This window comes from Dorea sp. OM07-5, from assembly GCF_003481355.1.
Lineage (GTDB): Bacteria > Bacillota > Clostridia > Lachnospirales > Lachnospiraceae > Dorea_D > Dorea_D hominis.
The window spans coordinates 78,958-99,656 of sequence record NZ_QUKZ01000008.1 but is presented as its reverse complement, the minus strand read 5'-3'; the positions used below and the strand labels follow the sequence as shown (position 1 = coordinate 99,656).

Annotated in this window: 16 protein-coding genes; 12 read left to right on the top strand and 4 right to left on the bottom strand. The window is 42.8% G+C overall.

What is annotated here, in order from left to right:
* From DXC04_RS09485 to DXC04_RS09470, 4 genes are all read left to right on the top strand, one after another.
* A complete protein-coding gene (locus tag DXC04_RS09485) occupies positions 1-2,475 on the top strand; it encodes a glycogen/starch/alpha-glucan phosphorylase (RefSeq protein ID WP_021860572.1) in 2,475 nt (824 codons plus the stop codon).
* 67 nt (positions 2,476-2,542) lie between these two features.
* The gene (locus DXC04_RS09480) at positions 2,543-3,619 is read left to right on the top strand and encodes a SpoIID/LytB domain-containing protein (protein WP_118660910.1); all 1,077 of its coding nucleotides are present in this window, start codon (positions 2,543-2,545) and stop codon (positions 3,617-3,619) included.
* A gap of 87 nt (positions 3,620-3,706) precedes the next feature.
* Positions 3,707-4,513: a M23 family metallopeptidase gene (locus DXC04_RS09475; protein WP_118660909.1), complete on the top strand. Its 807-nt coding sequence runs from the start codon at positions 3,707-3,709 to the stop codon at positions 4,511-4,513.
* Positions 4,514-4,641: 128 nt separating this feature from the next.
* Positions 4,642-4,947 carry a GIY-YIG nuclease family protein gene (locus DXC04_RS09470; protein ID WP_117537994.1) on the top strand — a complete coding sequence of 102 codons (306 nt, stop codon included), beginning with the start codon at positions 4,642-4,644 and terminating at the stop codon, positions 4,945-4,947.
* Here DXC04_RS09470 and trhA read toward each other — a convergent pair.
* Complete coding sequence (trhA, locus tag DXC04_RS09465; RefSeq protein ID WP_118660908.1) at positions 4,885-5,550, bottom strand: PAQR family membrane homeostasis protein TrhA; 666 nt, start codon at positions 5,548-5,550, stop codon at positions 4,885-4,887. The two genes, DXC04_RS09470 and trhA, sit on opposite strands and share 63 nt — an antisense overlap.
* 216 nt (positions 5,551-5,766) lie before the next feature.
* Entirely contained in the window at positions 5,767-6,381 is a 615-nt protein-coding gene (locus DXC04_RS09460; protein WP_021860577.1) for a hypothetical protein, read from the bottom strand.
* Positions 6,382-6,675: 294 nt separating this feature from the next.
* Between DXC04_RS09460 and DXC04_RS09455 the strand changes: the two genes are divergently transcribed.
* On the top strand, positions 6,676-7,203 hold the full coding sequence (locus DXC04_RS09455) for a spore maturation protein (protein WP_021860578.1): 528 nt from the start codon (positions 6,676-6,678) through the stop codon (positions 7,201-7,203).
* Positions 7,204-7,385: 182 nt separating this feature from the next.
* Here the strand turns inward: DXC04_RS09455 and DXC04_RS09450 are convergent, their stop codons facing one another.
* A complete protein-coding gene (locus tag DXC04_RS09450) occupies positions 7,386-7,970 on the bottom strand; it encodes a hypothetical protein (protein WP_118660907.1) in 585 nt (194 codons plus the stop codon).
* A gap of 452 nt (positions 7,971-8,422) precedes the next feature.
* Here DXC04_RS09450 and DXC04_RS09445 point away from each other — a divergent pair, with 452 nt between their 5' ends.
* The 5 genes from DXC04_RS09445 to DXC04_RS09425 all read left to right on the top strand — a co-directional run bounded on the left by DXC04_RS09445 (position 8,423) and on the right by DXC04_RS09425 (position 15,101).
* A complete protein-coding gene (locus DXC04_RS09445; protein WP_021860580.1) occupies positions 8,423-9,793 on the top strand; it encodes a Wadjet anti-phage system protein JetA family protein in 1,371 nt (456 codons plus the stop codon).
* Positions 9,790-10,434 (top strand): DUF4194 domain-containing protein, encoded by a 645-nt coding sequence (locus DXC04_RS09440; protein WP_021860581.1) that lies wholly within the window; start codon positions 9,790-9,792, stop codon positions 10,432-10,434. The genes DXC04_RS09445 and DXC04_RS09440 overlap by 4 nt, the downstream gene beginning before the upstream one ends.
* Positions 10,385-13,753: an ATP-binding protein gene (locus tag DXC04_RS09435; protein WP_118660906.1), complete on the top strand. Its 3,369-nt coding sequence runs from the start codon at positions 10,385-10,387 to the stop codon at positions 13,751-13,753. Before DXC04_RS09440 ends, DXC04_RS09435 begins: the two co-directional genes overlap by 50 nt.
* Before the next feature lie 100 nt (positions 13,754-13,853).
* A complete protein-coding gene (murI, locus tag DXC04_RS09430; RefSeq protein ID WP_118660905.1) occupies positions 13,854-14,675 on the top strand; it encodes a glutamate racemase in 822 nt (273 codons plus the stop codon).
* A 237-nt stretch (positions 14,676-14,912) separates the two neighbouring features.
* Positions 14,913-15,101, top strand: a complete 189-nt coding sequence (locus tag DXC04_RS09425; RefSeq protein ID WP_021860588.1) for a DUF7336 domain-containing protein — start codon at positions 14,913-14,915, stop codon at positions 15,099-15,101.
* Between the two features lie 130 nt (positions 15,102-15,231).
* On the opposite strand, the gene DXC04_RS09420 is transcribed toward DXC04_RS09425, so the two are convergent.
* Positions 15,232-16,923, bottom strand: coding sequence for a DUF885 domain-containing protein (locus tag DXC04_RS09420; RefSeq protein WP_243112134.1), 1,692 nt, complete (start codon positions 16,921-16,923; stop codon positions 15,232-15,234).
* 733 nt (positions 16,924-17,656) lie between these two features.
* Between DXC04_RS09420 and metG the strand changes: the two genes are divergently transcribed.
* A complete protein-coding gene (gene metG / locus DXC04_RS09415; RefSeq protein ID WP_279220503.1) occupies positions 17,657-19,612 on the top strand; it encodes a methionine--tRNA ligase in 1,956 nt (651 codons plus the stop codon).
* Between the two features lie 98 nt (positions 19,613-19,710).
* Positions 19,711-20,697: a diaminopimelate dehydrogenase gene (locus tag DXC04_RS09410; protein ID WP_118288296.1), complete on the top strand. Its 987-nt coding sequence runs from the start codon at positions 19,711-19,713 to the stop codon at positions 20,695-20,697.
* The last annotated feature ends 2 nt before the right edge of the window (positions 20,698-20,699 follow it).

The following is a 20,699-nucleotide window of genomic DNA, read 5'->3' as shown; positions in this document are numbered from 1 at the left end:
ATGATCAATCCAAGATTTGAAAAACAGGCGTTTAAAAAAGAAGTTAAAAATAATGTAAAAACCCTGTTTCGTAAGACAATTGAAGAAGCAACCCCGCAGCAGTTATTCCAGGCAGTCTCTTATGCTGTAAAAGAAGCGATCATCGATGACTGGATCGCGACTCAGGAACAGTATGAGAAAGATGATCCGAAGATGGTTTATTACATGTCTATGGAATTTCTGATGGGACGTGCGCTTGGAAATAACCTGATCAATATGACCGCTTACAAAGAGGTGAAGGAAGCTTTAGATGAGCTTGGCATCGATCTTAATGCAATCGAGGACCAGGAGCCGGATCCGGCTCTTGGTAACGGTGGTCTTGGAAGACTGGCAGCTTGTTTTTTAGACTCACTTGCAACACTGGGATATGCAGCTTACGGCTGTGGAATCCGCTACCGCTATGGTATGTTCAAGCAGAAGATTGAGGACGGCTATCAGGTAGAGACTCCGGATAACTGGTTAAAAGATGGCAATCCGTTTGAACTGAAACGTCCGGAGTATGCCAAAGAAGTACGTTTTGGCGGAAACATCCGTGTAGAGTATGACGAGCATGGAAAGACACATTTTGTACAGGAAAATTACGAATCTGTACTGGCTGTTCCGTATGATTATCCGATTGTCGGATACAACAACCATATCGTCAATACTTTACGAATCTGGGATGCAGAGCCAATCGTAGACTTCCAGTTAGATTCCTTTGACCGTGGAGATTATCACAAAGCGGTTGAGCAGCAGAACCTTGCGAAGAATATCGTAGAAGTGCTGTATCCGAACGATAATCACTACGCAGGAAAAGAACTGCGTCTGAAACAGCAGTATTTCTTCGTATCTGCAAGCTTACAGGCAGCAATTGCCAAATTTAAGAAAAAACATACAGATTTACATGAACTGCCGGAGAAGATTACAATTCAGATGAACGATACACATCCGACTGTAGCAGTTGCAGAGTTAATGCGGATCCTTCTGGATGAAGAAAATATGGAATGGAACGATGCATGGGAGATTACAACAAAGACCTGTGCTTACACAAACCATACGATCATGGCAGAAGCGCTGGAGAAATGGCCGATCGACCTGTTCTCAAAACTGCTTCCTAGAGTTTACCAGATCATTCAGGAGATCGACCGTCGTTTCGTAATCCAGGTACGTGAGATGTATCCAGGAAATGAAGAAAAAGTTGCAAAAATGCAGATTTTAAGAGACGGACAGGTGAAGATGGCACATCTGGCAATCGTTGCCGGATATTCTGTCAATGGTGTTGCGCGCCTGCATACAGAGATCCTGAAAAAACAGGAGCTGCGTGATTTCTACGAGATGATGCCGGAGAAATTTAACAACAAGACAAACGGTATCACACAGAGACGTTTTCTGATGCACGGAAATCCGCTGCTTGCAGACTGGGTAACAGAAAAACTCGGAACAAAAGACTGGATCACAGATCTGCCGAAGATGTCCGGACTGAAAAAATGGCTGGATGACGAGGAAGCTCTGAAAGAGTTTATGTCTATCAAATATGAAAATAAAGTACGTCTTGCAAAATACATCAAGGAGCATAACGGTATCGAAGTAGATCCGACATCTATTTTCGATGTGCAGGTAAAACGTCTGCATGAGTACAAACGTCAGCTTCTTAACATTTTACACGTTATGTACTTATACAATCAGATTAAAGAGCATCCGGAGAAGAGCTTCTATCCAAGAACATTTATCTTTGGAGCGAAGGCTTCCGCAGGTTATATCCGTGCAAAACAGATCATTAAGCTGATCAACTCCGTAGCAGATGTTGTAAATAATGACCGCAGTATTAACGGTAAATTGAAAGTTGTATTTATTGAAGATTACCGTGTATCTAATGCTGAGTGGATTTTTGCGGCAGCAGATGTCAGCGAACAGATTTCTACAGCATCCAAGGAAGCATCCGGAACCGGTAACATGAAATTTATGTTAAATGGTGCCGCAACTCTGGGAACGATGGATGGAGCAAATGTGGAAATTGTAGAAGAAGTCGGAGCGGATAATGCATTTATCTTTGGCCTGAGTTCTGATGAAGTTATTAACTATGAGCAGAATGGTGGATACGATTCACGCCAGATCTACAACAGCGATCCAGAACTCAAACGAGTGGTTGACCAGCTGGTAGACGGTACTTATGCACAGGGTGATACAGAGATGTATCGCGATCTTTACAACTCACTGTTAATGCCACAGGGAAATAATCAGGCGGATGTATATTTCATCCTGAAAGATTTCCGCTCTTATGCCGAGGCACAGGAGAAAGTAGAGGCTGCTTACAGAGATAAAGACAGATGGGCTAAGATGGTCCTGTTAAATACAGCATCCTGCGGTAAGTTCTCATCAGACAGAACGATTCAGGAATATGTCGATGATATCTGGAAACTGGACAAAGAGACAATTTCAGAAGAAATTTACGAATAAAATTTGCAAATAAATTTGTGAATAAGCAGACAAGTCCTTCCATACAGTGTATGGGAGGGCTTTTTGTATGCATAGATATTTGAAAAAAGCAGTGTGTTATCTGGCGATACTGATCTGTGTGCCGTATTTTGTGACAGCATTTTTAAATGGCTCCGGGCGGGGAGGAAGCGTGGAAGTGGATGAGACGTATGTGCGGGTGGAGAGTAGTGAGTCGGGAGATGGCTCGGGAAATGGTGCAGATATAGCAGATGTGGATGAGAATGGCGGTGGCTCGAAAAATAGAGATAGTTCGGGAGGTAGAGATGTGGATGACGATAGTGTGAAGAACAGTGGATCAAAAGAGAGAAATGGAAATAATAGTAATTTGAGAGGTAGTAAGAAAATTATAGAAATGCCCTTAGAAGATTACGGAATTAGTGTCATGGCGAAAGAAATGCCCGGCTCGTATAAAAAAGAAGCATGGAAAGCGCAGGCGGTACTTGTGCGCACATCTATTTGCGAGAAAATGAATCAGGACGGAAGTGATACTGTACTTGAGCAGAGTTATCTGACCGATGCACAGAAAAAACAGTTGTGGGGAAGCAATAAATATTATTCCTACTATAATAAATTAAAAAAAGCGTGGGAGGAGACGGATGGCGAGATCCTGACATGGAAAGGAAAACCGGCGTATGCACCATTTTGCAGGCTGACAAACGGAAGTACACGGGATGCAAAAGAGTCGCTGGGTGAAGAATATCCTTATCTCAAAAAAGTGACCTGTCCGAAAGATCTGGAAAATGAATGGCAGATCCAGACAACAATGGAGAAAAAATTAGATGCAAAAGTGACTGCACTCGATAGCGCCGGATATGTGAAAAAAGTGCGGGTTGGGGAAGAAATAATGAGCGGTGAAGCGTTCCGGGAGAAATATCATTTGGCGTCGTCGAGTTTTATTTTACAAAAATACGCTGGAAAACTGCGCATTATCACGTGCGGTGTCGGACATGGATACGGAATGAGCCAGTATACGGCAAATGAAATGGCGAAAAAGGGGAAAACTTATAAGGAGATACTCGGTTATTTTTATAAAAAGACGAAAATCCGGGAGGTTGCGGAGATCGTACAGGGGGAAGGAGGACGTAAAAATCAGGTGGGAAAGTAGGTGATAATATAAAATTTAGAAAATGAATAAACTATGTGAATAAGGTTACCATGCGCTGGCAAAAATAAAGTCAGAGGTGGTGATTAGATGAATCAAGAGCAAAAAAAGAGACCAGGGCCGAAAAAAAGAAAACGAGGGCCTGCCGTTGCAGCCGTTTTGTGCTTTGTGGCAGCTATCGCAATAGTAGGAACATATACATTTAAAGACTACAAACAGGCGCAGAAAGAACAGTTGCAGGCAAAAATGGAACAAGAGAAGAAAGAAGCCGGAACGGACAAGATTGTGAACGAACCGGAAAAGAGTGCAGAAGAAAAAGGCGAAGGAAACACACCATTAGACAACGTCCCGAATACAGAAGAACCGGATAATAACGATGAAAATGCAGGAGCCGGAGAAAGTACATCTGATAATGAAAATGATTCAGATGGAACAGGAGCCGGAGAAACTCAAACAACCGGAAGTCGGGCAATATCAGGATTTGACGGGAAGAGTGAACTGCTCTGGCCGGTAGACGGCAGCATCCTGATGAACTACAGCATGGATAAAACCGTGTACTTTAAGACATTGGATCAGTACAAATACAATCCGGCAGTTATTTTCTCCGCAGAAGTCGGAGATCAAGTCATAGCAGCAACAACAGGCGTCGTAAAATCGATTGACAAAACTGCACAGACCGGAACAACCGTAACCGTTGATATTGGTAACGGCTATGAGCTGATTTATGGACAACTCAAGGAAGTGCCGGTGAAGACCGGGCAGTCGGTTACGGCAAAAACAACACTCGGTTATGTTAGTGAACCGACCAAATACTACAGCGCAGAAGGCAGCAATGTTTATTTTGAAATGCGGAAAAATGGGCAGCCGGTCAATCCGATTGAGTTCTTAGTCGAATAGGGGACGGGGATTTTCTAGAAAATCCCCGTCCCCTATTCGAAAGTCCCTGTCCCTTTTTCGTAACTGGACGGGATATCGTGGATAAGTTATACTGTGATGTAGATAAGATGTGGAAAGATGTGTGGAAAATGAATTATACATATATTTTAAAATGTGCGGATGGCACGTTATACACAGGCTGGACGAATGATGTGGAAAAGCGTGTGAAAATGCATAACGAAGGAAAGGGCGCCAAGTACACGAAGTACCGGCGCCCAGTTGAGCTGGTTTATTATGAGACATTCCAGACAAAATCTGAAGCTATGCGACGGGAGTATGAGATCAAACAACTGCCGCGGAAGAAGAAAGAGCTTCTGCTCGCTACATTTCAATTAACGGAGAACAAAGTTGTACATAACGATGAAGTGGCAGAAGCTTCCACCCATAACGAATAAGTGGAAGATCTCATGACTTCCGAAATTCTTATGATGGCTGTTGAAAATCGGCAGTTTCAGTGCGTAGATCACGCCGCCGACAGTGTAAATGATACCACCTGCAAGGAGCCATCCGAAAGCTGCCTGTGACATGGAGTTAAGAAGTTGTGTAAATGCAAGTACGCAGGTCCAGCCCATGCCGATATACAGAACGGAAGATACCCACTTCGGGCAGTTGATCCAGAAAGCCTTGATGATGATTCCGGCGATCGCAATACCCCACACAATAGAGAGCAAAATGATTCCGGTTTTGCCACCAAGCACGAGCAGACAGATCGGAGTGTAGCTTCCGGCGATCAGGACACTAATCATCATATGGTCGATTTTTTTCAAAATTTTATTAATCCGCGGCGTGCGGTTAAATGTATGGTATGTGGTGCTGGCTGCATAGAGCAGAATCAGGCTGACCGCATAAATCGCAATGGAAATAATATAAATGCGGGAAGGCTCTCTTGCTGCTTTGATCAGAAGTGGAATAGCTGCAAAAATTGCCATTAACATTCCGATAAAATGAGTGATCGCACTTCCTGGATCTTTGATATATTTTTGTATTGTATCTGACATAAATACCGCCTCCTAGAAATCGATAGTTCGACACGTAGTATTAAATACTACATCTATTTATATCCATATTATATCTCAAAAAATAAAAAAAGCAACCCCTGAAACAAAAAAATTTGAAAATCAAAGTATTTGGTGACTATTATGTGTTTTTCATATATAGAAAAATAAATATTTGTATAGCTACTTTTTAACATATCAATATGAAAAGAAGCTTTTCTAATAGGGGTGATGATTCTTGTATTTACAATATAAGATAGCGGTCAGCGTGCTGGCGCTGGTCGCAAGAATTCCGGCACCGGTAATGGCAGCAGGATTGACACTTCCGTACTGACTGCGGTATGCAATAATATTTACTGGAATCAGCTGTAGTGATGAAATGTTCAGAATGAGAAAATTACACATTTCTTTGCTCGCAGTGCCTGGAGGAAGCACCGGACCGGGAGCTTTTCCAGACCGCCGTTCCTTTTCCAAATCTGAAAGTGCCTGCATGGCATTTAATCCGGCAGGAGTCGCAGCCCATCCAAGCCCTAATATGTTGGCAATAATATTTGTAGAAATATGTGGTATTGCTTTATGGGAAGAGGGTAGTTCTGGAAATAAAAAATGTAGGAAGGGCAAAAGTTTCGCAGAAAGTTTCCGGATCATGCCTGCTTCCTGGGCGATTTCCATCATTCCGGTCCAAAAAGCCATAACTCCTGAAATTGTGATGCAAAGCGTCACTGCTTCTTTAGAAGAATCCAGCGCCGCTTTTGTTATTTCCGGAATCTGCCCGGTGAATGCGGCGAAGAAAACACCTGCAATGATCATGCCTGCCCAGAGAAGATTTAACATAGGATACCTCGAAAGCATTTTTTATTACAAACTTAAATTATTTTATGAAAGAAAGGAAAAAGTTATGCTTAAGATAAAGGAGATATTTGCAACAAAGTGTGCATAGAATAAAAAAATATTCCGGAATTAAAAAATAAGAATTTATAAAGAAAAACAGCCATACAGTAATAGTATAGAAATATTGGTATAGGATTAGGGGAGTAAAAAAGGAACGATATGCAAGTATCATAGCTGTTGTTTTTTGACATTTTCATTAGAAAGAACAAAAATATATGCTAAATGGAGAATCTGGAAATGAAATGGTTTCTTATCGTGTCGGATCTGCTGATTCCGATGATCATTCTTGGAATTTTATGCTATGGAATCCTGCAGCAGGTTGCGGTTTATGATGTATTTGTAAAAGGCGCGAAAAGCGGTTTTCTGACTGTGGCGAAAATCATACCGACAATGGTAGGGCTTATGGTGGCAGTCGGAATCTTGAGGGCTTCAGGCTTGCTGACTTGTCTGTCGGAAGAAATCGGAAAGTTTACAAAATGGATTGGCTTTCCGGGCGAATTGGTGCCGCTTACAGTTGTAAAGATGTTTTCTTCTTCGGCAGCAACCGGTTTGCTATTAGATATTTATAAGGAATTTGGGACAGATTCGAGAAACGGATTAATTGCGTCCATCAGCATGGCAAGTACCGAAACGATTTTCTATACAATGAGTGTGTATTATATGACAGCAAAAGTTACAAAGACGAGGTACACACTGACTGGTGCATTGCTTGCAACTTTCGCCGGGCTTGCAGCAAGTGTGATACTTGCGGGAGCGATGTTGTGATTATTGACAGAGACGAGATACGCTTTTTCGTATCTCGCTCTGATTAGCGGCCGTCAAATGCACCTGCATAAATGCGTGCATTTTCCTCGTAGCTATAACAAAATCCGACCTGGAAATTCCAGACCGGATCATATAGTAAAATTGATTTTAAGTTAAATACAAAATAAATATGAAACAGATAGCTATTTAGTATCTTTATTTTTACGATCGCTCTTATCTTTTGGATTCTTCATGATCCAGAAAGCGCCAATAATGCCGACAATATAAAGGATGCTTAAAAGGATTGTCGGATTGTCTTTTAAAAGATAAGTAACTGCAATGACAGCGGCAAGTGAAAGTAAAAGCTGAACCAGTGTGAAAATGCGTTTTTCGCGTTTCTCTTTTGCCTGTTGTAAAAGTTCCATGCGATGCTGTTCTAACCGGAGATATTCCATCAGGTCCTCGTCTTTGATGTGGGAAAGAATCCACTGATCTCTGGAAAAATTATCGGAAGGATCGTCAATCGTACGATAATGAGCTGATCCGGTAGTGTCTGCATTTATAGAGTCTGCATTTGTAGAGTTTGCATTTGCAGAGTTTGCATTTACAGAATCATTTTTCATGGAATCTGTCTTAACGGAATCTGAATTTTCAGCAGCAGAAGTTTTCTCCTCAGTTTCTTTTGTAGCATTTTCATTTCCTGTATTTTTCTCAAAAGGAGTTACCACATTTTCAGTGGTGTTATTCTTTTGCTCTTCGGTTGTTTCTTTCATGATTGTTTCAGCCATGTCTGTTCCTCCATTTTATAACGTACGTGGCAGGTCTCAAAGTGTGTCATCCGTCTCTGAACAAGTTCAGACGGATACCGCCTTTTGCACACTTATATATAATCCCATCGGATTGCTGCGTACTGCGTACTCTCGCGTCTACGCTCCGCTTCGGTCGGCGCTAAGCATGTGTCGCTGGCACATAGCGCCCGCCCCCGCTATTCGCATATCGTGGAGCTTACGCTCCTCTTACATGCTCATAACGTGGCAGGTCTCAAAGTGTGTCATCCGTCTCTGAACAAGTTCAGACGGATGACACACTTTTATCCCTTGGTATTATATACATTATGACAGGAAAAATAGAACATTGCAATGGAAGCCGGAAACATTTATACTAAATGATGGATTTTAGTTGTTGTTTGCAGATGGTTTGTGGGCAATAACGGATTTGGATTATAAAATGGAGAAAACAGATGCAATTAAGAAATGAAATCCCGGACACGTTCTGGAGTTTATTCCGTTCGGTGAACCGGGACATTTATATTGAAGCACTGTTGTGCATCAATGAAGAATATCAATATAATAATTATTTCCTGACGAGGGAAGTGTGTATCCAAGTGCTGGGGGACATGAATGCGAGAAAGCGGTTCAAGCTCCAGTGGGAGGAAAATGAGACAGAGTTTGACATGCTGGAGACGCCATCGTCGAGGATTCTGAACTGGCTTTTGAAGACCGGATGGCTGAAGCGGATTGAAGATTATCAAACGCTGGTTACGAATATTGTCATTCCGGATTATTCGGCTGTTTTTATTGAGGCGTTTGAGCGGCTGTCTTCAGAAGATATGCAGGACACGGAAATCTATATCCAGAATGTGTATGCGACATTATTTTCTTTTAAGAACGACAGCAGGGCAAACCTCGGAATGCTGCGGACGGCGCTTGTCAACACGAAGCGGCTGAATAAAGCTTTGCAGGATATGCTTCATAATATGGATAAATTTTTTGCAAGACTTCTGGAACAGAATAATTATGAAGATCTGCTGCGGGAACATCTGGATGGATATGTGGAAGAAATCGTACAGAAGAAATACCACATTTTGAAAACATCGGATAACTTCTATATTTATAAGATGGATATTAAAAAATGTCTGCGCGACATGCGGGAAGATGAAGAATGGATAGAAGAGATCCGTACCCGGGCGGCGCAGATGGGTGATACGAAAGATGATGTGTTGGATCTTCTGGATCAGATCGAGCGTGGATTTGATGACATTGAGCACCGGATCGCCAATATGGATAAAGAGCATGCGAAATATGTGCGTGCGACAGTGACGAGACTTAACTATCTGTTAAGTGGTGAAACGGATACGAAAGGTCTGGTCGTGCAGCTCTTGAACCGCATGTCCCAAACGGAGGATGCGCAGGAACAGGATGCGATGATCCGTGAAACCGGGGAGCGGATGAATCTCTCGCTTTTGGAAATTCTTTCGGAGAAATCGCTGTATAAGAGACGAAGACCAAGAACGGATTTTATCAGTAAAATGGCGCCGGATCAGGCATTGCCGGATCTTGATAAAGATGATGTACTCAAGCTAAACCGGATTCAGATGCGCTACAGCAGAAGCCAGATTGAGGAATTTATTGAGTCTTATATGGACGGAGAAGTAATGGACGCTTCCAAGATTTCGCTGATGGATGAAGAGGCGTTTGAGAAACTGATTCTTGCTTACGATTACAGTACAAGAAAGAACAGTAAATATATGGTGCTGGAGGAAGAACCGGATCAGATTGAAAATGGTTCTTATAAATATCCGGCACTCAAATTTGTAAGGAGACGCTTATGATCGAATATTTTGAACAACTTTCGCAGGAAGAGCAGGAAGAAATAACAGAAGTTATCCAGATTCTGTACCGACAGACCTTTGTTCTGGAGCGGAAGTTTGATAAAAGACAGGGACGCATGGTTCCGGTGAGAGAATATCGTGTGTTGAGCAAACATCTGGAATTTATCCGTGCCTACTTCAAAGTGGCAGGAATTACTTTGCGGGAAAATGCGCATATGGGTGTGATTTACATTCAGGGCGAACAGCTCTGGGGTGAGAAATTATCGCGGCTTGCGACGATTTATCTGCTTGTTCTGAAACTGATTTACGATGAGCAGATGGAGACGGTTTCTTCGAGCAGCCACATTGTGACAACCGTTGGCGCATTAAACGGTAAAGCCGGCGAGTTCCGCGTGCTACGCGGTCTGCCGTCACCGACCGAAATGCGCAGAACGATTGCACTTTTAAAAAAATACCAGATCATAGAACCACTTGATGTTCTGGAAGAATTAAACGAAGAGACGAGACTGGTCATTTACCCATGCATTCATACGGTACTTCTGGGCGATGACCTGCGGGCATTATTAGAGACATTCAGTGAGGAGGATACTATTGGAGACGAAACAACCATTCAAAATACTGTCGAAGATCTGTCTGAATAACTGGCATTACATTGATCAGAAAATACTGACATTTAGTGAAGGAATTAATTTCTTCACCGGACATTCGGGAAGTGGAAAATCAACCGTGATTGACGCGATGCAGATTGTATTATATGCAAATACAGACGGACGTGGATTTTTTAATAAAGCGGCAGCAGATGATTCCGACCGTTCCCTCATTGAATATTTGCGTGGAATGGTCAACATTAATGAACACAATGAATTTCAGTATCTGAGAAATCAGAATTTTTCCAGCACGATCGTACTGGAATTAGAGCAGAGTGATACAAAAGAAAAGCAGTGTATCGGCGTTGTGTTTGACGTAGATACGGCGACAAATGATATCAGCAGACTGTTTTTCTGGCACATGGGAGGTCTTCTGGAAAATAATTACCGTACCACATCCAGATGCCTGACGACGATGGAAATGCGTGAATATTTACAGCGTTCTTTCCCGGCGGAGCAGTTTTACTGTGGACCGAGCAATGAGAGATTCCGCCGCCAGATGTACGATATTTATCTTGGCGGACTGGATGCGGAGAAATTCCCACGACTTTTCAAACGTGCGATTCCATTTAAAATGAATATTAAACTGGAAGATTTTGTGAAAGAGTATATTTGCATGGAGCAGGATATTCATATAGAAGACTTGCAGGAAAGCGTTATGCAGTATGCGAGAATGCGAAGCAAGATCGAGGAGACATTGAACGAAATTCAAAAATTGCAGGATATCCATGGCAGATATGAAGCATTTCAGGAGAAAGAAAAAGAAGTTCTTTTATGTACTTATCAGATTGACCGCCTGGAAATGCTGAAGCTGGAAGGACAGATCCAGGCCTGCATAGATAAGGAAAAAGTGCGCAAAGAAGGCACCGGTGAGCAGGAAGCAATTTTATCGTTGCTTAAGAAAGAAGAAGTTGAACTGCAGAAACAGTATGAAGAGATTATTTTAAGAATTGCGAACAGCGGATATGCAAATCTGGAAGCTGAACTTGCGGCGGTAAATGAGACACTGGAACATTTACAGACAAGCCAGGGAAAATGGCAGCAGATCAGTGAACGGCTGGAAGCATGGAAAGAGCAGGATGTGGTTTCCAACCAGATGCTCTGGGACATGGAAAAGTTTACAAAAGGAACGATTATGGCAGAAGAGCTGGAGCGTCTGCAGGAGAGCTTTGGCGAAGTCCGCGAGGAACTGGAAGAGCAGAGACAGGAAGCACAGATGTCGCTCCGCAAAGTGAAGAAAGAAGAGAAAGAGGCAAGAGAAGAGTTAAAAGAGCTGAAACAGGGAAAGAAAGCTTATCCGAAAGAGCTGGAGGAAGCAAGATATGAGTTGCGCAACCGCCTACATGAGAAGTGCGGAAAGTTTGTAAATGTGCAGATCCTTGCCGACCTTCTCGATGTGAAAGACGAGACATGGCACAACGCTGTCGAAGGTTATCTTGGCAACAACAAGCTGCTTCTGATCGTGGAACCGAAGTATGCAAAAGAAGCGATGGAACTGTATGAACAGATGGATCGGAAGAAATACCACCGCGTGTCCATTCTCGATACAGAAAAAGTGGTGGCAGGCGCAGGCAAGGATGGCTATGCGGTCAAAGATAACGGACTTGCAAAAGAAGTGAAAGCGAAAGAAGCATATGTGCAGGATTATATTGATTTCTTCCTTGGAAATGTAGAAAAATGTGCTTCCGTAGAACAGCTCCGTAACTGCAAGATCGGTGTGACACCGGACTGTGTATTGTATCATAGTTTCCGTTTGCAGCATATGAATCCGGATCAGTACACAAGAAGAGCGTACATCGGTGAGACGAGTATGCGTCAGCGTGTCCGCCAGCTGGAAGAGCGCTGTGAGAAACTGGTAGAAGAACGCATGCCGCTGCAGGAATTATTAGAAGAGATCAAGAAAACATTGCAGCTTGAAATGCTGTCCCAGCCGGCAGAAGAATATCTTACTTTGCAGGCAGATGCAGAGAAGATTACAGAGCGTGAGAAACGGAAAAGTCAGCTTGTAAAACAGATGCAGCAAATGAAAGAAGCGTCTGTGGATGCTTGGGAGCAGGAAAAAGAAGACATCCGTAAGAAACAGGATGCAAAGAAGGCACAGATCACGGAAGTGCAGGAAGCAATCTGGAAGCAGACGCAGGAAATGCAGCAATTGCAGGAAGAACGTCTCCATGCGGAAGAAGCGCTGCTTGTGCAGAAACAGAAAATGGAACAGAGCAAATGGGATGACGTTTACGAACAGGAATTTCAGGAATATCTTGCAGGCAGACGCTCGGAAAATTATGAATATTTACAGAAACAGAAGATTGCTTCACGGTATCCGAAGATGGATGAGCGGGAAGAGGCTTATCAGAAGCTGGTAGAAGAAAGAAGTACTTATCTCAGAAGTTATGCGAACCGGACATTTTCTGCGACAAACAGAGACAATGAAGCATATGACAGACTGCTGGATGAGCTGCAGTGTGAAGAATTAGAGACATTTAAGGACGCAGCAAAAGATCAAGCAAGGGCAGCAGTAGAGCATTTCAAAGACGATTTTATTTTTAAGATCCGCAGTGCCATAAGAGAAGCTTATCAAAGACAGGATGAGTTGAACCGCATTATCAGTAAGCTTGATTTCGGTAAAGATAAATACCAGTTTGTCATTACGAAGAACAAAGGACCGGACGGAAAATATTATAAAATGTTCATGGATGATTCGCTCCAGATCCATCCGGCGTCACTGGATGACGGTATGGAAAATCAGATGAATCTTTTCACGATGGAGCATGAGGAGCAGTACGCGGATCTGATGGATGAGTTGATCAGTATTTTCCTGCCGCCGGAGAATGCAACACCGGAAGAGCTGGAAGAAGCGAAGAAAAATATGGACAAATATGCAGATTACAGAACGTATTTATCCTTCGATATGCAGCAGATCGTGCATGGCGAAAAAGACATGAAAATCGGTTTGAGCAAAATGATCAAGAAAAATTCCGGCGGAGAAGGGCAGAACCCGCTGTATGTGGCACTTCTTGCCAGCTTTGCACAGATTTACCGGATTAACCTGTCTCCGAAAATGCACCGCAACCCGACAATCCGTCTCGTTGTGCTGGACGAAGCGTTTTCCAAGATGGACGCTGAGAAGGTGGCAAGCTGTATTTCGCTGATCCGCGGACTTGGATTTCAGGCGATCATCAGTGCTACGAACGACAAGATCCAGAATTATCTGGAGAATGTCGATAAGACATTTGTTTATGCCAATCCGAATAAACGGCACATTTCCATCCAGGAGTTTGAGAAGTGCGATTTCGATGAGTTGGTTGAGGAGTAAGTGCCTGTGATCAGGTGGCGAACATTTTCGCTGAGTATGGAAATCCGAACTCGAGTGTGATATGATAGTTAGCATATAATGAAATCAAGGGAGTATGATTATGAGTCAAGAGATTACAAATACAGCACCGATCGGAGTATTTGATTCTGGTGTCGGCGGGCTGACGGTAGCGCGGGAGATCATGCGTCAGCTTCCAAATGAAAATATCGTCTATTTCGGAGATACGGCGCGTGTGCCATACGGAAGTAAATCCAAGGATAACATTATCCGGTTTTCCAGACAGATCATCCGTTTCTTAAAGACGAAAAATGTAAAGGCAGTTGTAATCGCCTGCAACACGGCAAGTGCGCTTGCGTTGGAAACTGTGCAGAAAGAGACGGATCTGCCGATCCTCGGCGTAATTGTTCCGGGAGCGAGAGCCGCTGTACAGGAGACAAGAAATAACTGCATCGGAATCGTCGGAACCGAAGCGACGATCCGAAGCGAGACCTATAACAAAGAGATCCATAAACTGAATCCGGATATCAAGGTTATCGGGAAACCATGCCCGCTGTTCGTACCGCTGGTAGAAGAGGGATTTGCAAAACACAGCATTACAAAAGAAGTCATCGACATTTACCTGTCTGAGATGAAGAAAACAGATATTGATACGATGATCTTAGGTTGTACCCATTATCCGCTTCTGCGTTCCAGCATCCGGGAATATTTCGGAGAGAGCGTACATATTGTCAATCCGGCATATGAGACAGCCATGGATCTTAAAAAAGTGCTGTCAGAGAACGGAATGGCGAATCCGTCTGAGGGAGAAGCGTCCTATGAGTTCTATGTCAGTGATGCGGCGGAGAAATTTACGAAATTCGCCGATTCGATCCTGCCTTATGATGTGACGACCACGAAGGAAGTCAATATCGAGGAATATTAAACAAAATTAAAAAAATTTATAAAAAAGTGTCACGAAATACCGTTTCCGATTGTTACTTATAGTAAAGCAGTAGGAGCGGTATTTTGTTACAATTTTTTCAATAAAATTATAAAAAATTGTAACAAAAATAGAGTTTCAAACGTTGTAGTAGAAATGAAGAAACATTTACAGGAAACTTATGGAATTTCGGATATGAATTTAAAAGCAATTAGGCTTAATGAGATGGAGTGATGATTTATGTATGTATATCAGTTGACACATGTGAGAGGTGTAGAGATTAAAGTGATAGGTTACTTCGGAAGCTGGAAGAAAGCGCGGCAGGTGATGAAGAAATATCGTTCACAGGTACAAGGATTTAAAGACTATCCGCGGTGTTTCAAGATTAAGAAACTGCGAGTCAATCAGGATGATTTTTATTATGGATAAGAAGAACTATGTTCAGATGAAGAACGATGGACGGAAAAATTTCACACAGAATGACATACGGTTTAAACTGGATTGTTGAGATCAATGCAAGGGGATTTTACAATGGAGTAAAATCCCCTGCCAGATTAGATTAATTGTTGGCTGATAATGTAAAACCACGCAAAATCTCAAACGGCGCAGGTCCGATATCCAATACCGCTTTATGAAAACGTTGCTGCGAGAAGTGAGAATCCCATTTCTCGACGGCAGCTTTTTTTAATTCCAGAAATTCCAGAAAACCGACATAGTATTTCAGATAATTCGCCGGATCGGAAATGATGAGATCATAAATTTCCCAGATGGAATCGGTGTCGGTAATGCCGTGGCTCCGGAAAAATGTTGTTGTCTCCGAAAGTCCCCATCCTTCGTGGTGGATACCGATATCGGCAAGGCTGTAGAGACCTAAAATGAGAGAAGTATTTTTTTGCGCCATAGCTGCATACGTTTTATCGACAGGCGCATAGTAGTAGCTCAGCATTTCGCAGTAGGTCGCCCAGCCTTCGGTGTAGCCGCCGAAGCTGAAAATTGTGCGGATAGGATCTGGTTTTCTGGCGGCAAAATAAGTCGTCTGGTAGAGATGACCGGGATAGCCTTCATGCGCCAGCGTGGTGTAAAGGGACAGGTCATCCGGCAGATGCCCGCGGTTCAGATAAATTGTATTATTTTTTGTATCGTCAATGGCAGGAATCATATAAAAAGCCGGGCTTAAATATTCCTCCATTTCTTTATCTACATATTTGATCGTAATCTCGGTTTTGGCTGCTTTCGGAAAATCCTTTTTAATTTTCTGCTGCAAAGAAGCGAGAATGGAGTGCGGGTTGGTGTCGGAAAGTTTTGTCCCCTGAGTTTTGTAGAGATCGGAAGACGGGGATGAATTGGAAATATAATATTTTTTCAGCCCGGCAAGATCTTCTCGCATCTGGCGGATGATCAGGCTTTTTAATTCGGAAATGCTGCGGGAAGAACCGGTTTCTTCGGCAACGAGATGTTCATAATAACCGGCACCGCCCGGGTACTGGCAGAGACCACCTGTGTATTTTCCATTTCCAAGCAGATTTTGCAGACCTTTGATCAGATTCTGGTAGGCGGGAAAAACATATTTTTTTAGCCCGGATTCATTTTTCTGTATGCACTTGATCCGCTCTTTTTTCGAGAGAGACAGCTTGGAAATCCGTGCCTGGAATGTTGAGTAAAGATAATTATTTTCCTGTAAATTTAAAAATGACTCACATTCTTTTATGATCGCCTGCACCTGTGAGTCAGACATGAATAATCCGCGTTTTGCTTTGTTCGTTTCAAATTGTATTAATGAGTCGAAATACGCCGGAGTTTCGGCGAGCAATTTAAAATAAGTTTCGATATCATCACGCGTGTGAAACTGATATTCAGACAGCAGAACCGGAAACTGTGCCTGCACACCGGTCAGCGAGGACAGCGGTTCTTCATACCACTGGTAATTGGCATTTTGTTTTGCGGATTGGAAGGAATATTGCAAAATGTCGTAAGTAATCTGATTTTCAGAGGATAATTTTCTGCGATTAAAAGTATGTAGGCGGGAAAGTGCATTTTCCGCGGCGGCACAGGACGCTTCCGGATCGATATTGTAAGAGCCAAGCGATATGTCCTCTTCCTGTATGCCGTAAGCGGACGGATTTTTTAAAGTATAATGCAGCGAAAGCGTGTTACCGGATAATTCCTGCCGGAACAGCTCACGCGTGTAAGTGCGAAATTTGGAATTTGCGGTCTTGACCGGAGCGGAAAAAGACAGGGACTGCGGCAGCAATTGAGACAGGGATGCAGGCAATAAATGCAGCGCGAGCCATGCGGTAATAATTATAATGGGAATAAAGAAATAGAAACGTTTACGGAATAGTTGTCGGAACATAAGAAACCTTTCGGAAGGAAGACATTATTACTAGAGTATATGCAGAGGAAGGGGAGAATATCTTTTAACCTTTTTAATCGTTAATCGTCTCAATGACTTGACATAGGCACGCTGATTATGCTACGATTTCATGTATTGGAAATATGTTAATCATATGAGCAAACACAGTGAAGAAGAGAGTACATTTTCCGTACATTTTACAGAGAAGTTCCGGCAGGCTGAGAGGAACAGATGAAGGAAGATGGAAGATGGCTTCGGAGTGGGATGGCTGAGCCGCGAGGTTAGGTCATGAAGGGACCGCCCTTTACAGCGGGAGGTGTTACATGCACCCGGTAAGGCTGCTGTCGTGAGGCAGAAGCGAACAGAAGTGGTAACGCGGGATATCCCGTCTTCTCTGATTTTTCAGTTTTTGAAAAATTGGAGATTTTTTTTTACCAAGGTCATAAGTCATGTCGTCACACTATGCTTGCACAAGGGTGACAGCATGACTTCATGACCTGCCCCGCAATGAGGATAAAAGCATGGCGAAAGCCATGCGATATCCGAATTGCGGGTAGGATTGCGGGAGTGCGAAAGCACGGAGCAATCCGAAGGTAAAAAATGTTGAAGTCGACACACTGTGCTTGCACAAATTCATAATTATCTAAAAGCAAAAGGAGAGGAAAACATGGACAAACCAAAATATTATATTACAACAGCGATTGCCTATACTTCCGGCAAGCCGCACATTGGTAATACTTACGAGATCGTACTTGCAGATGCGATCGCAAGATATAAGAGAAGTCAGGGCTATGATGTATTTTTCCAGACAGGAACAGACGAGCATGGTCAGAAGATCGAGTTAAAGGCAGAAGAAGCAGGTATTTCACCAAAAGAATACGTTGACAAAGTTGCCGGAGAAGTAAAAGAAATCTGGGATCTGATGAACACTTCTTATGATAAATTTATCCGTACAACAGATGAAGATCATGAGAAACAGGTACAGAAAATTTTCAAGAAATTATACGATCAGGGAGACATTTACAAAAGCTCTTATGAAGGACTTTACTGTACACCATGTGAGTCTTTCTGGACAGAATCCCAGTTAGTAGATGGCAAATGCCCGGACTGCGGAAGAGAAGTAAAACCGGCAAAAGAAGAAGCTTATTTCTTCAAAATGAGTAAATATGCAGACCGCCTGATCGAGCATATCAATACGCATCCGGAATTTATCCAGCCGGTAGCAAGAAAAAATGAAATGATGAACAACTTCCTTCTTCCGGGACTGCAGGATCTGTGTGTATCCAGAACTTCATTCTCATGGGGAATCCCGGTAGATTTCGATCCGAAACATGTTGTTTATGTATGGCTGGATGCGCTGACAAACTATATCACAGGAATCGGTTATGACTGCGATGGAAATAATTCTGAGCGCTTTAATAAATACTGGCCGGCGGATTTGCATCTGATCGGTAAAGATATCATTCGTTTCCATACTATTTACTGGCCGATTTTCCTGATGGCTCTTGGTGTGCCACTTCCGAAACAGGTATTCGGACATCCGTGGTTATTACAGGGTGACGGTAAGATGAGTAAATCCAAGGGAAATGTATTATATGCAGATGAACTGGTAGATTTCTTTGGCGTAGATGCGATCCGTTATTTTGTACTGCATGAGATGCCATTCGAAAATGACGGAGTCATTTCCTGGGATCTGCTCGTAGAGCGTATTAACTCTGATCTTGCAAATACATTAGGAAATCTGGTAAACAGAACGATTTCCATGACAAATAAATATTTCGGCGGCGTTGTTACAAATAAAAATGTGACATTAGATGAAGAAGGTGCTGCAATCGATGCAGATCTGAAAGCAGTTACAGAGAACACACCGAAGAACGTTGATGTGAAGATGAATGACTTGCGTGTAGCAGATGCAATCACAGAGATTTTCACACTCTTCAAACGCTGTAACAAATACATCGATGAAACAATGCCTTGGGCACTGGCAAAAGAAGAAGACAAGAAAGACCGTCTTGAAACTGTTCTTGCAAATCTGATCGAAAGTATCAAGGTTGGTGCAGGATTACTTTCATCCTTCATGCCGGAAACAGCAGAGAAAATCTTCGCACAGTTAGGTGACGGAAAAGTTACAGACAAGCCGGAGATTCTGTTCGCAAGACAGGACATCAACGAAGTGATGAAGAGAGTAGAAGAACTGCATCCACATGTAGAAGAGAAAGAAGAAGTTTCTGACGAGGAAGTGATCGATATCGAAGCAAAACCAGAGATCACATTTGAAGATTTCGGTAAAATGCAGTTCCAGGTAGGAGAAATCATTTCCTGCGAAGAAGTGAAGAAATCCAAAAAACTTCTCTGCTCACAGGTGCGTGTCGGAAGCGAAGTAAAACAGATTGTTTCCGGAATCAAAGCACATTATAGTGCAGAAGAGATGGTCGGCAAGAAAGTTATGGTACTTGTAAACTTAAAACCGGCAAAACTTGCAGGCGTATTATCTGAAGGAATGTTACTCTGTGCAGAAGACGCCAATGGCAATCTGGCACTTGTATCACCAGAAAAAGATATGCCGGCAGGTGCTGAAATCTGTTAATATTTAATTGGGGACGGGGATTTTCTCGAAAAGCCCCGTCCCCAATTAAATTATCCCACGGATGTGGATAAATAAAATGTGGAAAAGGAGACAGAATTGTGGAAAAAATTAGAATTGGTATTGTAGGATATGGAAATATTGGACGTGGTGTAGAACAGGCAATCGCGCGTAACGATGATATGGAACTGAAGGCTGTATTCACAAGAAGAGATCCGAAGACAGTTTCTATTAAAACAGAAGGCGCAGAAGTAAAACATTTTGATGATATGGTATCTATGAAAGAAGATATCGATGTTATGGTTCTGTGTGGTGGTTCTGCAACAGATCTGCCGGTTATGGGACCGGAAGTTGCTAAGAACTTCTGTACTATTGACAGTTTTGACACACACGCAAAGATTCCGGAGTATTTTGCAAATGTGGATGCTGCAGCAAAAGCAGGAAACAATGTAAGTATTATTTCTGTTGGCTGGGATCCGGGAATGTTCTCACTGAACCGTCTGTATGCAGAATCCATTCTGGTACAGGGAAGCACTTATACTTTCTGGGGAAAAGGTGTCAGCCAGGGACACTCTGATGCAATCCGCCGTATCGAAGGTGTAAAAAATGGTATCCAGTATACTGTACCGATCGAGGCTGCAGTAGAGAAAGTAAGAACCGGAAGTGAGCCGGAGCTGACAACAAGAGACAAACATCTTCGTGAGTGTTATGTTGTTCCGGAAGAGGGGGCTGACTTAAAAGCAATCGAAGAGGCAATCAAGACAATGCCAAACTACTTCGATGAGTATGATACAACTGTAACATTTATCACAGAAGAAGAGTTAAAGAAAAATCACAGCAAGATGCCACACGGTGGTTTTGTTATCCGTAGCGGAGAGACAGGAACAGAAGGAAATAAACACGTGATCGAATATTCTCTGAAATTGGATTCCAACCCGGAATTTACAGCAAGCGTTCTGATCTGTTATGCAAGAGCAGCTTATAGACTTTCCAAAGCCGGAGAGAGCGGAGCAAAATCTGTATTTGACATCGCACCGGCAATGCTGTCACAGAAGACACCGGAAGAACTCAGAAAAGAGTTACTGTAAGA

Coding starts and splice junctions, on each gene's coding strand:
- DXC04_RS09485 (WP_021860572.1), top strand. CDS start 1: ATGATCAATCCAAGATTTGAAAAACAGGCGTTTAAAAAAGAAGTTAAA.
- DXC04_RS09480 (WP_118660910.1), top strand. CDS start 2,543: ATGCATAGATATTTGAAAAAAGCAGTGTGTTATCTGGCGATACTGATC.
- DXC04_RS09475 (WP_118660909.1), top strand. CDS start 3,707: ATGAATCAAGAGCAAAAAAAGAGACCAGGGCCGAAAAAAAGAAAACGA.
- DXC04_RS09470 (WP_117537994.1), top strand. CDS start 4,642: ATGAATTATACATATATTTTAAAATGTGCGGATGGCACGTTATACACA.
- trhA (WP_118660908.1), bottom strand. CDS start 5,550: ATGTCAGATACAATACAAAAATATATCAAAGATCCAGGAAGTGCGATC.
- DXC04_RS09460 (WP_021860577.1), bottom strand. CDS start 6,381: ATGTTAAATCTTCTCTGGGCAGGCATGATCATTGCAGGTGTTTTCTTC.
- DXC04_RS09455 (WP_021860578.1), top strand. CDS start 6,676: ATGAAATGGTTTCTTATCGTGTCGGATCTGCTGATTCCGATGATCATT.
- DXC04_RS09450 (WP_118660907.1), bottom strand. CDS start 7,970: ATGGCTGAAACAATCATGAAAGAAACAACCGAAGAGCAAAAGAATAAC.
- DXC04_RS09445 (WP_021860580.1), top strand. CDS start 8,423: ATGCAATTAAGAAATGAAATCCCGGACACGTTCTGGAGTTTATTCCGT.
- DXC04_RS09440 (WP_021860581.1), top strand. CDS start 9,790: ATGATCGAATATTTTGAACAACTTTCGCAGGAAGAGCAGGAAGAAATA.
- murI (WP_118660905.1), top strand. CDS start 13,854: ATGAGTCAAGAGATTACAAATACAGCACCGATCGGAGTATTTGATTCT.
- DXC04_RS09425 (WP_021860588.1), top strand. CDS start 14,913: ATGTATGTATATCAGTTGACACATGTGAGAGGTGTAGAGATTAAAGTG.